Source organism: Hafnia sp. (assembly GCF_036648275.1).
Lineage (GTDB): Bacteria > Pseudomonadota > Gammaproteobacteria > Enterobacterales > Enterobacteriaceae > Hafnia > Hafnia alvei.
Map to the genome: position 1 here is coordinate 1 of NZ_JAVXIQ010000048.1, position 13922 is coordinate 13922.

General features: G+C 48.8%; 11 protein-coding genes and 1 pseudogene. 10 read left to right on the plus strand and 2 right to left on the minus strand.

Annotated features, from left to right (window positions below; all coding sequences use genetic code 11):
- Nucleotides 1-457 precede the first annotated feature (457 nt).
- The 6 genes from RSC70_RS20320 to RSC70_RS20345 all read left to right on the plus strand — a co-directional run bounded on the left by RSC70_RS20320 (nucleotide 458) and on the right by RSC70_RS20345 (nucleotide 6923).
- Nucleotides 458-1114, plus strand: a complete 657-nt coding sequence (locus RSC70_RS20320) for an HAD family hydrolase (RefSeq protein ID WP_282814586.1) — start codon at nucleotides 458-460, stop codon at nucleotides 1112-1114.
- Nucleotides 1111-1698 carry a molybdopterin adenylyltransferase gene (mog, locus tag RSC70_RS20325; RefSeq protein WP_130987221.1) on the plus strand — a complete coding sequence of 196 codons (588 nt, stop codon included), beginning with the start codon at nucleotides 1111-1113 and terminating at the stop codon, nucleotides 1696-1698. Before RSC70_RS20320 ends, mog begins: the two co-directional genes overlap by 4 nt.
- A gap of 165 nt (nucleotides 1699-1863) precedes the next feature.
- Entirely contained in the window at nucleotides 1864-3198 is a 1335-nt protein-coding gene (locus RSC70_RS20330) for an MFS transporter (protein WP_332543432.1), read from the plus strand.
- 212 nt (nucleotides 3199-3410) lie between these two features.
- On the plus strand, nucleotides 3411-4175 hold the full coding sequence (locus RSC70_RS20335; protein ID WP_130971001.1) for a transcriptional regulator NanR: 765 nt from the start codon (nucleotides 3411-3413) through the stop codon (nucleotides 4173-4175).
- Between the two features lie 201 nt (nucleotides 4176-4376).
- Nucleotides 4377-5276, plus strand: a complete 900-nt coding sequence (gene nanA, locus RSC70_RS20340) for an N-acetylneuraminate lyase (protein WP_332543436.1) — start codon at nucleotides 4377-4379, stop codon at nucleotides 5274-5276.
- Between the two features lie 153 nt (nucleotides 5277-5429).
- The gene (locus RSC70_RS20345) at nucleotides 5430-6923 is read left to right on the plus strand and encodes an MFS transporter (protein ID WP_332543438.1); all 1494 of its coding nucleotides are present in this window, start codon (nucleotides 5430-5432) and stop codon (nucleotides 6921-6923) included.
- 97 nt (nucleotides 6924-7020) lie between these two features.
- Here the strand turns inward: RSC70_RS20345 and satP are convergent, their stop codons facing one another.
- A complete protein-coding gene (gene satP, locus RSC70_RS20350) occupies nucleotides 7021-7620 on the minus strand; it encodes an acetate uptake transporter (RefSeq protein WP_282814584.1) in 600 nt (199 codons plus the stop codon).
- A gap of 448 nt (nucleotides 7621-8068) precedes the next feature.
- Between satP and dnaK the strand changes: the two genes are divergently transcribed.
- From dnaK to nhaR, 4 genes are all read left to right on the plus strand, one after another.
- On the plus strand, nucleotides 8069-9979 hold the full coding sequence (gene dnaK, locus RSC70_RS20355; RefSeq protein WP_040045422.1) for a molecular chaperone DnaK: 1911 nt from the start codon (nucleotides 8069-8071) through the stop codon (nucleotides 9977-9979).
- A 121-nt stretch (nucleotides 9980-10100) separates the two neighbouring features.
- Complete coding sequence (gene dnaJ / locus RSC70_RS20360) at nucleotides 10101-11234, plus strand: molecular chaperone DnaJ (RefSeq protein WP_025801414.1); 1134 nt, start codon at nucleotides 10101-10103, stop codon at nucleotides 11232-11234.
- A gap of 222 nt (nucleotides 11235-11456) precedes the next feature.
- Complete coding sequence (gene nhaA / locus RSC70_RS20365; RefSeq protein WP_234618557.1) at nucleotides 11457-12641, plus strand: Na+/H+ antiporter NhaA; 1185 nt, start codon at nucleotides 11457-11459, stop codon at nucleotides 12639-12641.
- A 217-nt stretch (nucleotides 12642-12858) separates the two neighbouring features.
- On the plus strand, nucleotides 12859-13761 hold the full coding sequence (nhaR, locus tag RSC70_RS20370; RefSeq protein WP_332543441.1) for a transcriptional activator NhaR: 903 nt from the start codon (nucleotides 12859-12861) through the stop codon (nucleotides 13759-13761).
- Between the two features lie 81 nt (nucleotides 13762-13842).
- On the opposite strand, the pseudogene RSC70_RS20375 reads toward nhaR, so the two are convergent.
- A pseudogene (locus RSC70_RS20375) lies at nucleotides 13843-13922 on the minus strand (30S ribosomal protein S20); the annotation flags it as partial.

Here is a 13922-nt window from a genome sequence, read left to right on the forward strand (position 1 = left end):
ACAAAAGACAAAAGACAAAAGACAAAAGACAAAAGACAAAAGACAAAAGACAAAAACTTTACCTGTTTTTTTGTTTAAGTATTGGGAGAAAGAGCAACGCTAACAGGATGTTAGCGTTAGGGGAGGAGGCGCCAAGGATGGCGCATGCCGACCCGGCGCGGAGATGGCGTCTCGGATAAAAGCGCGAGGATTGAAGGGGCGCGCGCTGGCGCCCCTCATCGGACGCCTTCATTGATGTATCAATGGAGTTCGGTATAAATCGGCGGACGAAACCTTACACAGTATTCGCATGCATGCCTGAAGGAAGAAATCTTACATTTATACAATCCAGATAACTCCTGTCATCACTCCTTGCCACTCCTCATCCTACAGTTTATTCCGAATCTTTGATTCACAAACCAGACGGATCTACCGTAACTCTTATACTTGGTTAATCGTTCTCTAAGAGGAATTCGCTATGTGGAAAAAACAATTCGCCGCCGTTTTTCTGGATATGGATGGCGCTCTTTTGGATTCAGGTAACCATGCTCAGCAGGTGTGGATGCAGTGGGCGCAGCAACACGGCATTGATGAGGCACTGCTGGGAGAACAGATTCATAGCCAACGCGTGCAGGAAATCGTGCGCCGTTTAGCCCCGCATCTTGATACTCAGCAAGAGGTGAATGTGCTGGAAGCGGCCTTGCTGCAAATGACTCAGCGTCATCAAAGCCAATTACAGCAGGGCGTTTCTGAGTTGCTACAGGCACTAGGTGAAACGCCGTGGGGCGTGGTGACGCAGTCCCATCATGCACGCGCTGAAGCGCAGTTGCAGCAGGCTGGTATGCAGCGTCCACCGTTGATGGTGGGAGCCGAGCAGGTATCGAGCGGTCGGCCCGACCCTGAACCTTACTTACTCGCCGCCAGTTTTTACGGCGTAGATCCGCGTGATTGTCTCGTTTTTGAAAGCGATGAGGCTGGGATTAAAGCCGCACAGGCCGCAGGAATGACGGTGATTGCCATCACCAATCGCCATCAACGGCATCATTTACAGCGTGCAGATGTGGTTATTAGCGGCTGGCGTAGTATTATTCTGCATCCCCAGCGTCAAGGAATAGTCATAGAGGTAGTTGCATGAATGCATTGCGTATAGGTCTGGTCTCGATTTCCGATCGTGCTTCCAGCGGTGTCTATCAGGATAAAGGTATTCCAGCCTTACAAGAGTGGTTGGAGCAGGCGCTCACCACTGAGTTTACGCTGGAAACGCGGTTGATCCCCGATGAACAAGTTATGATCGAGCAGACTTTGTGCGAGCTGGTTGATGAAATGGGCTGTCACTTGGTGCTGACCACCGGTGGCACTGGCCCTGCTCGCCGCGATGTGACGCCGGATGCAACGTTAGCGGTCGCAGATCGCGAAATGCCGGGCTTTGGCGAACAGATGCGCCAAATCAGTTTGCACTATGTACCGACGGCGATTTTGTCGCGTCAGGTGGGCGTGATCCGCAAACAGGCGTTGATCATCAATTTGCCGGGGCAGCCGAAGTCGATCAAAGAAACTCTGGAAGGTGTAAAGGACGAAGACGGTAAACCCATTGTGCATGGTATTTTCGCGAGCGTACCTTATTGCATCCAGCTATTAGACGGGCCGTATGTGGAAACCGATCCGCGTGTAATAGCAGCTTTTCGTCCTAAAAGCGCGCGTCGCGAAACAATCGACTGAAATTGAACTCATTGCGGCATAAGATTCAGTACGACTAGCCAGTCACCCAGTAACGTTATATTAATTATTTTGCATTACAACTTTGTAACACGAAGCCGTGATGCCGGTTTATAACCACACAACATCGCAAAATAATATTAAAAATAACGTACTGGGCTGGATCTTATGGAACAAAATCATAATCGCCGTTTAAATCGGCAGGACTACAAGACTTTGACGTTGGCAGCCTTGGGCGGCGCGTTAGAGTTCTACGACTTCATCATTTTTGTGTTCTTCGCGGCGGTTGTCAGCGATCTCTTCTTCCCAGTCGATATGCCTGAGTGGCTGCGTCAAGTGCAGACCTTCGGGATTTTTGCAGCCGGTTATCTGGCCCGCCCGCTTGGTGGGATCATCATGGCGCACTTTGGTGACAAAGTCGGGCGCAAAAAAATGTTCTCTCTCAGTATCTTGTTGATGGCATTGCCAACGTTGGCGATGGGGATGCTGCCGACTTATCAAAGTATTGGTATTGCTGCACCGTTGCTGCTGTTGCTGATGCGCGTGCTTCAGGGCGCGGCGATAGGTGGTGAAGTGCCGGGCGCTTGGGTATTTGTTGCCGAGCATGTGCCGCGTAAACGCGTTGGATTTGCCTGTGGCACGTTAACCGCTGGATTAACCGCCGGTATTTTGTTGGGATCGCTGGTGGCGACTCTGCTTAATACAGTGATGAGCCAAGACGCTATTCTGGCTGGTGGCTGGCGTATTCCGTTCTTCTTGGGTGGGATCTTTGGCCTGTTCGCGATGTATCTGCGCCGCTGGTTACAAGAAACGCCGATTTTTATCGAAATGCAGGCGCGTAAGGCGTTAGCCGAAGAGATGCCGTTGAAAACGGTGGTGAAAAATCATCGCACCGAAGTGGCTATTTCAATGCTGCTCACGTGGCTGTTGTCGGCCGGTATTGTGGTGGTGATCCTGATGACGCCAACCTATTTGCAAAAACAATTTGGCATTTCACCGGCGTTAGCGTTACAGGCTAACTGCTTGGCAACGATAGCATTGACGGTGGGCTGCGTGATTGCCGGGCGTTTAATTGACCGCTTTGGTGCGAGCAAAACCTTTATCGTTGGCAGCCTGTTTTTGGCTGTATGTAGCTGGACGTTTTACCACTCGGTAGCCGCTGGCGTCAGCGCTGAGCACTTATTCTTGGGCTATGCGTTAGCTGGATTTAGCGTTGGGATCGTGGGCGCGGTGCCTTATGTCATGGTCAGAGCGTTTCCTGCCGAGGTGCGTTTTAGCGGAATTTCATTCTCCTATAACGTGGCCTACGCCATATTCGGGGGATTAACGCCAATTTTTGTTACGCTAATCATGAAGGTGACTCCGATGGCTCCTGCATATTATGTGTTGGCGCTGTCAGTGGTTGGATTGCTGCTGGGGCTTTATTTACAGCGCGATTTAAACAGTGAGGCGCGTGCTGAAAATAAGCCGTTAGTGCCATCGGGGCACCAAGAACACAGCTAAATCGCCATCGTAAACGCTCTGCCGCCGTGGCAGGGCGTTTTTGCTTAGGGTAAACATCACGCTTTCAACATTCCCGCTTGCTTAGCCGCCTCTCTTTTCCTATGTTATGATTCAAGCGAACTTTCTCTTCTCGGCCCAGTGGGTTTATTGAAATATCATAGACTTCCTGCGATTGGATTTATCACTGACGGAACCAGCCAGAACGTTAATTTATGAGCACATCAGACGATCGTCATTTTGAAAAAACTGAAGCTATCGGGCATGCAATGCGCCGACGTCCAGTGCCTCGTAAAAAACTGTCGGATGTGGTGGAAGAAGAGTTAGAGCAGATGATCCGTCGGCGTGAATTTGCCGAAGGTGAGCAGTTGCCTTCAGAGCGTGAACTGATGGCCTTTTTTAATGTGGGTCGACCTTCCGTGCGAGAGGCGCTGGCCGCGCTAAAGCGCAAAGGACTGGTACAGATTAATAACGGTGAACGCGCCCGCGTTTGTCGTCCATCCGCAGATACCATCATTTCTGAACTTTCAGGCATGGCCAAAGACTTTCTCACCAAGCCCGACGGTATCGCTCATTTTGAGCAGCTACGTTTATTCTTTGAATCCAGCTTAGTGCGCTATGCCGCTGAATTTGCCACCGATGAGCAGATTGCGCGCTTGGGCAAGGCACTGGAAATGAACAGCCAGTCGCTGGACGATAACGATCTATTTATTCGATCCGATATCGAATTTCATCGTGAACTTGCTGAGATCCCGGGTAATCCGATCTTTATGGTCATCCACGTAGCGTTGCTAGATTGGCTAATTGCCGCGCGTCCAACGGTATCTCTGGCTGAATTGCATGCCCATAACAATATAAGCTATCAGCAGCATATCGAAATCTATCAGGCGATCTGTAAGCGAGATCCTGACGCTGCGGATAAGGCTCTCAAATCCCACCTTAATAGCGTTTTTGCTGCCTATTACCCTGCCAAAAAGTAACGATCTTTTTTATTCCTTTCGAAACTGGCCTAAATGAGATCTTGTTCATCTTTAATCTTGTAAGAAGATCCTCTTCAGTCGGCTTTATCTGAGATTGATCACATATCAAAGCGAATATCGCCTTAGTTCGTTTTTTAGTCTGGTATAACAGGTATAAAGGTATATCTTTGTGTTTATCAAATAATCAAATCAGAGGATCTTATGTCGAAAAATCTCCATGGGGTGATGCCTGCGTTACTTACGCCGTTTAATCCACAACAGCAGTTGGATATTCCAAGCCTGCGCCGATTGGTGCAGTTCAACATCGCTCAGGGCGTAGATGGCCTCTATGTGGGTGGGTCTACCGGTGAAGCATTTATCCAAAACGTGCAGGAGCGCGAGCAAGTATTAGAAGTCGTGGCGCAGGAGGCTAAAGGTAAGCTGACGCTGATTGCCCACGTGGGTGGGATCAGCACGCATGAAAGTCAAATATTGGCGGGCGCGGCAAAACGCTATGGTTTCGATGCTGTATCTGCTGTGACGCCGTTCTATTATCCGTTCAGCTTTGGCGAACATTGCGATCACTACCGCGCCATCATTGATGCGGCTGAAGGGTTGCCGATGGTGGTGTATAACATTCCGGCATTAAGCGGCGTGAAGCTTTCACTCGATCAAATCTCAACGCTGATTACCCTGCCTGGCGTCGCTGCGTTGAAACAAACGTCCGGTGATTTATATCAGATGGAGCAAGTTCGTCGCGCCCATCCAGATAAAGTCATTTATAACGGCTATGATGAAATTTTCCTGTCAGGGCTGTTGGCCGGTGCGGATGGCGGGATCGGCAGTACCTATAACGTGATGGGCTGGCGCTATAAGGGCATTATGCAAGCCCTCAAAGAAGGCAATATTTCTCAGGCTCAGTCGCTGCAAACCGAGTGTAATAAGGTGATTGATGTGCTGATTAAAGTCGGCGTATTCCGTGGATTGAAAACCATTCTGCATTATATGGATGTTGTAGATACGCCGATTTGTCGCAAACCTTTTGCACCGGTTGAAGAGCAGTATTTACCTGAGCTTCGCCAGTTAGCTGCACAGCTAAGTGCAGAAAGAGCAGCGCAATAACGCTGAACTTATTCTTATGCCTGTTAATTTCAAGATGTGGGCCATAGGCTTCATCTTGAAATTTAAGGTATACCGAAAGAACTCTTACCCTACGATATAGAGTGCGGGCAATTTATAGACCTTAAATAATTAGACCTGCGCCGGGAGTGCTTTATGAATAACACTACCCAAGATCTTCCGTGGTACCGACATATCAGCAAGTCACAATGGAAAGCGTTTTCAGCCGCATGGATTGGCTATTTGCTTGATGGTTTTGATTTTGTATTAATCGCTTTAGTATTAACTGAAATCCAAAGCGAATTTGGATTAACCACCGTAGAAGCTGCAAGTCTTATTTCAGCCGCCTTTATATCCAGATGGTTTGGCGGGTTATTATTAGGTGCCATGGGCGATCGCTATGGTCGAAAATTAGCGATGATCACCAGCATCGTTTTATTTTCCGTGGGCACATTAGCCTGTGGTTTTGCTCCAGGTTTCACTACCATGTTTATTGCTCGACTCATGATTGGCATGGGCATGGCGGGCGAATATGGTTCTAGCGCAACCTATGTGATTGAGAGTTGGCCGAAACATTTGCGTAATAAAGCCTGCGGCTTTTTGATTTCAGGTTTTTCCATCGGGGCCGTTATTTCCGCGCAGGTATATAGCGTGGTGGTGCCTGAATGGGGTTGGCGTGCGCTGTTCTTTATTGGCATTTTACCGATTATCTTTGCGCTCTGGCTACGTAAAAATATTCCTGAAGCAGAAGATTGGGAAAAGAAATTTGGTGATAAACAACCGGTAAAAACCATGGTGGATATTTTATACCGTGGCCCACGTAAAGTTATAAACGTGATGATGACCGTGGTTGCATCGTTAGCGCTCTATTTATGTTTTACCGGAGATATTGGCAATCCATTTATTATTACGGTGCTTGGTCTGATTTGCGCGGCTATTTTCATCAGTTTTATGGTGCAAAGCAGCGGCAATCGTTGGCCAACGGGCGTTATGCTGATGGTCGTGGTGTTGTTTGCCTTCCTTTACTCATGGCCGATTCAGGCGCTGTTGCCAACCTACTTAAAAACCGAGCTGTTATATGATCCGTCCACCGTGGCGCATATCCTGTTCTTTAGCGGATTTGGTGCGGCGGTTGGCTGCTGTGTGGGTGGTTTCCTTGGCGATTGGTTGGGTACACGTAAAGCCTATGTCTACAGTTTGCTGCTTTCCCAGCTTTTAATTATCCCTGTATTTGCCATCGGTGGCGGAAGTTTGTGGACGCTTGGCATTCTGTTGTTCCTGCAACAAATGTTAGGGCAGGGGATTTCTGGGATTTTGCCTAAGCTGATCGGAGGCTATTTTGATACCGAACAGCGCGCGGCGGGGCTTGGTTTTACCTATAACGTCGGGGCACTAGGCGGGGCTTTAGCACCGATTCTTGGCGCAACGATAGCTCAGCGTTTGGATCTGGGTACTGCTCTGGCTTCGCTCTCCTTTAGCCTGACCTTTGTTGTTATTCTGCTGATTGGTTTGGATATGCCATCGCGCGTGCAGCGCTGGCTTAAGCCGGAAGGAATAAGAACGCATGATACTATTGATGGAAAGCCTTTTAGCGGTGCTATTGGGCGTACGGCAAAGAAGGTCTTAGCTGTGCCGGTTCCACATAAGTAATTTCGTATTTAAATAATGATAACGAAAAAAAAGCCCCGTATTGATTACGGGGCTTTTTGTTTTCTCGCGTTCTTTATATCAAGAAACGCACTAACGATTACAGCTCAGCAGGATGTGCGTTTGCTTTCGGGCATTTGCATTCGCCGATTGGCAGCACGGTGCGTCCAGCCTGTTCGTTGATCACTTCAGCCATGGCTAAGTAGATTGCGCTCGCGCCACAAAGGATGCCTTCAAAACCAGCAAAATGCAGAACCGCTGCGTTGCCGGTGATGTTGCCGTAGGCCAGCAGGAAGAACAGCACGGTCAGGCTCGCGAATACGAATTGTAGAACGCGGTTAGCGCCTAAAGTACCGAAGAACATGAACAGGGTGAAGATGCCCCACAGCGCCAGATAGGTGCCGAGGAAGCTTGCATCGCTGGCATCGGCCAGACCCATTTTTGGCAATAAGAGAATACCGACCAAAGACAGCCAGAAAGCGCCGTAGGACGTGAATGCGGTTAAACCGAAAGTATTGCCTTTTTTATACTCAAGCAGCCCAGCTAAGATCTGAGCAAACCCTCCAAAGAAAATCCCCATAGAGATAATCACGGAAGTTAGAGGGAAAAAGCCTGCGTTGTGCAGGTTCAGCAAGACGGTGGTCATCCCGAAGCCCATCAGGCCTAAAGGACCGGGATTCGCCAACTTGTTGGTGTGCATAGAGCCTCTGTAATAAGAGAAGTTTAATGTAGAAACAAATAATCCAATGCAATTGACGTTGATATTTATATATTCAGCATCAATTAATTAAGCATGGAGATTCATTGGTACGTGCTCGAGAACACAATGGTTTATGGCATTGCGGTTGTTTTCAACGATCGAGCGCGCGGCATAATAATGAGGAGTTGGAACATAAACAATGATCTTGTAGGTTAAAAAATCATATTTTTTTTAATCTCCCCCCTTGTTGTCCGCTTGAGCGACCCCATCTTACTTACAACGCAGTTGGTTACCGAGTAACCCTGTTTTAATTCAAGCTGTATGAGCCTTGGCCGTAACTTGAATGATTTAGGGAGTAGGTAGAAAAAAAGGCGGTTGAAAAGCAAAATATCGCCCCCACCTACGGTAGCAACGAGATTAATAACAAAATTCTTAGTGGAGATGTTCGATGGGCAAAATTATTGGTATCGACCTGGGTACAACTAACTCTTGTGTAGCTGTAATGGATGGAACTACCGCACGTGTGCTGGAGAACGCCGAGGGCGACCGCACCACTCCTTCTATTATTGCTTATACTCAGGACGGCGAAATTCTGGTTGGTCAGCCAGCAAAACGTCAGGCTGTGACTAACCCGCAAAACACTCTGTTTGCGATCAAGCGTTTGATTGGTCGTCGTTTCCAAGACGAAGAAGTTCAGCGCGATAAAGGCATCATGCCTTTCGGTATCGTAGGCGCTGACAACGGCGACGCATGGGTCGAAGTTAAAGGCCAGAAAATTGCTCCACCACAGATTTCTGCTGAAGTTCTGAAAAAAATGAAGAAAACAGCAGAAGACTTCTTGGGTGAGCCAGTAACCGAAGCGGTTATTACCGTTCCTGCATACTTCAACGATGCTCAGCGTCAGGCAACAAAAGATGCTGGCCGTATCGCAGGTCTGGAAGTAAAACGTATCATCAACGAACCAACCGCAGCTGCTCTGGCTTATGGTTTGGATAAAGAAGTGGGTAACCGCACTATCGCCGTTTACGACTTGGGTGGTGGTACTTTCGATATCTCTATCATTGAGATCGACGAAGTTGACGGTGAAAAAACCTTCGAAGTTCTGGCAACCAACGGTGATACCCACTTGGGTGGTGAAGACTTCGACAGCCGTCTGATCAACTATCTGGTTGACGAATTCAAGAAAGAACAGGGCATGGATCTGCGCAATGATCCGCTGGCGATGCAGCGTCTGAAAGAAGCTGCTGAAAAAGCGAAAATTGAGCTGTCTTCTGCTCAGCAGACCGACGTTAACCTGCCGTACATCACTGCAGATGCGTCTGGTCCAAAACACATGAACATCAAAGTGACCCGTGCAAAACTGGAATCACTGGTTGAAGATCTGGTTAACCGTTCTATGGAACCACTGAAAGTGGCTCTGAAAGACGCAGGCCTGTCTGTTTCTGACGTACAGGACGTTATCCTGGTTGGTGGTCAGACTCGTATGCCTATGGTTCAGAAGAAAGTTGCTGATTTCTTCGGTAAAGAACCACGTAAAGACGTTAACCCAGATGAAGCAGTGGCTATCGGTGCTGCGGTTCAGGGCGGTGTATTGACCGGTGAAGTGAAAGACGTTCTGCTGCTGGACGTTACCCCTCTGTCTCTGGGTATCGAAACCATGGGCGGCGTGATGACTTCTCTGATTTCGAAGAACACCACGATCCCAACTAAGCACAGCCAAGTGTTCTCAACTGCTGAAGACAACCAGTCTGCCGTGACTATTCACGTCATTCAGGGTGAGCGTAAGCGTGCTGCGGATAACAAATCTCTGGGTCAGTTCAACCTGGATGGTATCCAGCCTGCACCACGCGGTATGCCGCAGATCGAAGTCACCTTCGACATCGATGCCGACGGTATCCTGCACGTGTCTGCTAAAGACAAAAACAGCGGTAAAGAGCAGAAGATCACCATCAAGGCTTCTTCTGGTCTGAACGAAGAAGAAATCCAGAAAATGGTTCGTGATGCTGAAGCTAACGCTGAAGCTGACCGTAAGTTTGAAGAGCTGGTACAGACTCGTAACCAAGCCGATCAGCTGGTTCACGGTACTCGCAAACAGTTGGAAGAAGCAGGCGATAAACTGCCAGCAGAAGACAAAACTGCGATCGAAGCTGCTTTGGCTGAGCTGGATACTGCAGCGAAAGGCGAAGATAAAGCTGATATCGAAGCGAAAATCCAGACTCTGGTTCAGGCTTCAAGCAAACTGTTAGAAATGGCTCAGCAGCAGGCTCAGGCCGGTGGTGCTCAGCAGGCAGATACCAGCGCTCAGAAAGATGACGACGTGGTAGATGCTGAATTCGAAGAAGTGAAAGATAAAAAATAATCGCCCTTAGCGGGCTAGGTAAAGACGGTAGTGGTTAACCATTAAGCGTCGTTACTATTAACCGGCACGGGCGTCGAGGAAACTCAACGCCCGTGCAGTTATGTTAAGGGCAGGATAGAGAATGGCGAAAAGAGACTATTACGAGGTTTTGGGCGTATCCCGCGATGCGGAAGAGCGCGAAATCAAAAAGGCTTATAAACGCCTAGCGATGAAGTTCCACCCTGACCGCAATCAGGAAAAAGACGCTGAAGAAAAGTTCAAAGAGGTTAAAGAAGCCTACGAGATCTTAACCGACGCGCAGAAACGTGCAGCCTACGATCAATACGGTCATGCAGCCTTTGAACAAGGTGGTATGGGCGGCGGTGGTGGCGGATATGGCGGCGGCGGTGCAGACTTCAGCGACATCTTTGGTGACGTGTTCGGCGACATCTTCGGCGGCGGTCGTCGTCAGCGTGCGACCCGTGGTGCAGATCTCCGTTACAACATGGAGCTGACGCTGGAAGAGGCGGTGCGCGGTGTGACCAAAGAAATTCGCATTCCAACCTTGGTTGAGTGCGAAGTTTGTCACGGCAGCGGCGCGAAAAAAGGGACTGAGCCTGTCACTTGTCCAACCTGTCATGGTGCAGGTCAGGTACAGATGCGTCAGGGCTTCTTTACCGTGCAACAACCGTGTCCACACTGCCATGGCCGTGGTCAGATTATCAAAGACCCATGCAACAAATGTCATGGACATGGTCGCGTAGAGAAATCTAAAACATTGTCGGTGAAAATTCCTGCGGGCGTTGATACCGGTGATCGTATCCGTTTAAGCGGCGAAGGTGAAGCCGGTGAGCATGGCGCTCCAGCGGGTGATTTGTACGTACAGGTTCAGGTTAAAGCGCACCCAATCTTCGAACGTGAAGATAACAACCTGTTCTGTGAAGTACCGATCAACTTTGCGATGGCTGCACTTGGCGGCGAGATTGAAGTTCCAACGCTGGATGGTCGCGTTAAGCTGAAAATCCCTGCGGAAACCCAGACCGGCAAGATGTTCCGCATGCGTGGTAAAGGGGTTAAATCTGTACGTGGTGGAAGTCAGGGCGACCTGCTATGCCGCGTCGTAGTTGAAACACCGGTTAACCTGAACGAGAAACAGAAACAGCTACTGCGCGAACTGGAAGAAAGCTTTGGTGATTCTTCGAGCGCGAATAACAGCCCGCGTTCTAAAAGTTTCCTCGACGGTGTAAAGAAATTCTTCGACGATTTAACCCGTTAAGATTTTCTTTTAAAATAAGCAGTTAATAAAAATCCCCGCCTAATACGTGGGGATTTTTTTACATTATTGTGTGACGAAACTCATAAATAACTCGGTTTTTCCTACGTTAATAGCACTTATAAACTACTTTTGCCGAAATAAAGTAATCCGTAAACTAACTGCATTAATTCGTTCTCTCGCCCATTATTAACGAATGTGTGTAAGGAGTTTCTGAGAGTGACTATGGTAACCCGTGCAATTCGCCAGTTTCTGCGCCTCGAGGCCGCTGGTGGCATTATTCTCATCATGGCCGCAATTGTGGCTTTAGTATTGGCAAACAGCCCACTACACGATCTCTATCAGCAGTTCTTAAACTCACCGGTTCAGTTCCGTTTTATGGCGCTGGATATCAATAAAACGCTGCTGCTATGGGTGAACGATGGCCTGATGGCGATATTCTTTTTAGTGGTGGGGCTAGAGGTTAAGCGTGAACTGATGTGCGGTTCTCTTGCCAGCCGCGAGCAAGCTATTTTTCCCGCTATTGCCGCGTTAGGCGGAATGCTTGCGCCCGCGTTGATTTATCTCGCGTTTAACCATGCCGATCCTGTGACGAGCCAAGGCTGGGCAATTCCAGCGGCAACGGACATTGCTTTTGCTTTAGGCGTTATGGCTTTGCTGGGGAATCGCGTCCCAACCAGCTTGAAGGTGTTTCTGCTGGCGCTGGCCATTATCGATGACTTAGGCGTTATCGTTATTATCGCGCTGTTTTATACCCATGAGGTTTCTCTGCCTGCTTTGGGAGTTGCCGCAGCGTCCATTGCGGTGCTGGGATATCTTAACTGGCGTGGCGTTGGCAAAACCTCGGTCTACCTATTGGTCGGCGCGGTGCTGTGGACTGCGATTTTAAAATCAGGTGTTCATGCCACGTTGGCCGGTGTGATTGTTGGCTTTATGCTGCCGATGAAAGCGAAAAACGGTAAGCGCCCGGCTGAAAAATTAGAACACAGCCTGCATCCGTGGGTAGCGTATTTGATTCTGCCATTGTTCGCTTTTGTGAACGCCGGTGTATCTCTACAAGGCGTTTCGCTGGCAAATCTGACGGGCATTCTGCCTTCTGGAATTATGCTAGGCCTGTTTATTGGCAAGCCGCTTGGGATCTTCCTGTTTAGCTGGGTGGCGGTGAAAATGGGCGTGGCTCGTTTACCCGAAAACATTAACTTCCAGCATATTTTTGCCGTTTCGGTGCTGTGTGGTATCGGCTTTACGATGTCTATCTTTATTGCTTCGTTGGCGTTTGCTGGCGGAGCACCTGAGCTGGCAACGTATTCAAGATTAGGCATTTTGCTGGGGTCTACGGCGTCGGCGGTTGTGGGATATATGCTCTTGAGTCGCGTGCTGCCACGCCGAGCGGCTGTCGAGAATTCGTAGTTTTTCATGGGCGCTCTTATTGAAAATGGAGCGCCTTTTGTAATCTGGCTCCCGTTGGGGAGGCTTCATCATAGGTGCTTAGTGGTTTTAGTGGCAAGATAAGTCATACGCCGCTGCGCCTTCTTGGTCGCACTGTTTGTGCCGCCTTTTTGATTTAAACACCGCAGCAATGTTCGCATCGTTTTCACTATGCGAAAGGGAATAGGAGAGCACTATCGTGCGTCTGGCACATATCAATTTTAACCACCTGTATTATTTCTGGCAGGTTTGCAAAGAAGGGTCGGTGGTTGGCGCAGCTGAAGCGCTGTTTTTAACGCCGCAGACCATTACCGGGCAGATTAAAGCATTGGAAGAACGTTTGGGCGGAAAGCTGTTCAAGCGCCAAGGTCGCGGATTAGTGCCTTCTGAGCTAGGACAGCTGGTTTTTCGTTATGCCGACCGCATGTTTATGCTTAGCCAAGAAATGCTCGATATTGTGAACTATCGCAAAGAATCCAACATGCTCTTTGACGTCGGCGTTGCCGATGCGCTGTCTAAACGCTTGGTCAGCCAAGTATTGGAAACCGCGGTTGCCGATCACGAGCAAATTCATTTGCGCTGCTTTGAATCCACACACGAAATGCTGTTGGAGCAGCTAAGCCAGCATAAGCTAGATATGATTTTATCGGATTGTCCTGTGGACTCTAGCCAGCAAGAAGGGCTGTTCTCGGTAAAACTGGGCGAGTGTGGTGTGAGTTTCTATTGCCGTCAGCCGCTGCCTGAACAACCGTTCCCTGCCTGCCTTGAGCAACGTAAACTGTTGATCCCAGGTCGTCGAACCATGTTAGGACGTAAATTATTAAACTGGTTCAATAGCCAAGGGCTACAGGTGCAGATCCTCGGTGAGTTTGATGATGCGGCTTTGATGAAGGCGTTTGCTCAATTTCATGACGCTATTTTTGTTGCGCCGTCGATTTATGCGCGGGATTTATACGCGAACGACTCAGAAAACATCAAGGAAGTGGGACGGATTGATAACTTGCAGGAAGAGTATTACGTGATTTTTGCCGAGCGAATGATTCAGCATCCGGCAGTACAGCGGGTTTGTAACAAAGATTTCTCAGCGCTGTTTAGCCGATAGGCGCCTTAGTTGAGATGTGACGTTGAGACGTAAAAAAACCGGCCTAGGCCGGTTTTTTTCAAAGCTTTCAACGTAAAGCAATTACTGCATTGCGTTGATTTGCGCTACCAAGTTTGACTTATGGCGTGCAGCTTTGTTTTTGTGGATCAGGCCTTTACAAG

Bases quoted from the DNA above. Each gene is read 5' to 3' on its own strand.
- nhaA (WP_234618557.1), top strand. From the start codon at position 11,457: ATGGTAACCCGTGCAATTCGCCAGTTTCTGCGCCTCGAGGCCGCTGGT.
- dnaK (WP_040045422.1), top strand. From the start codon at position 8,069: ATGGGCAAAATTATTGGTATCGACCTGGGTACAACTAACTCTTGTGTA.
- RSC70_RS20320 (WP_282814586.1), top strand. From the start codon at position 458: ATGTGGAAAAAACAATTCGCCGCCGTTTTTCTGGATATGGATGGCGCT.
- mog (WP_130987221.1), top strand. From the start codon at position 1,111: ATGAATGCATTGCGTATAGGTCTGGTCTCGATTTCCGATCGTGCTTCC.
- RSC70_RS20330 (WP_332543432.1), top strand. From the start codon at position 1,864: ATGGAACAAAATCATAATCGCCGTTTAAATCGGCAGGACTACAAGACT.
- RSC70_RS20335 (WP_130971001.1), top strand. From the start codon at position 3,411: ATGAGCACATCAGACGATCGTCATTTTGAAAAAACTGAAGCTATCGGG.
- RSC70_RS20345 (WP_332543438.1), top strand. From the start codon at position 5,430: ATGAATAACACTACCCAAGATCTTCCGTGGTACCGACATATCAGCAAG.
- nanA (WP_332543436.1), top strand. From the start codon at position 4,377: ATGTCGAAAAATCTCCATGGGGTGATGCCTGCGTTACTTACGCCGTTT.
- satP (WP_282814584.1), bottom strand. From the start codon at position 7,620: ATGCACACCAACAAGTTGGCGAATCCCGGTCCTTTAGGCCTGATGGGC.
- dnaJ (WP_025801414.1), top strand. From the start codon at position 10,101: ATGGCGAAAAGAGACTATTACGAGGTTTTGGGCGTATCCCGCGATGCG.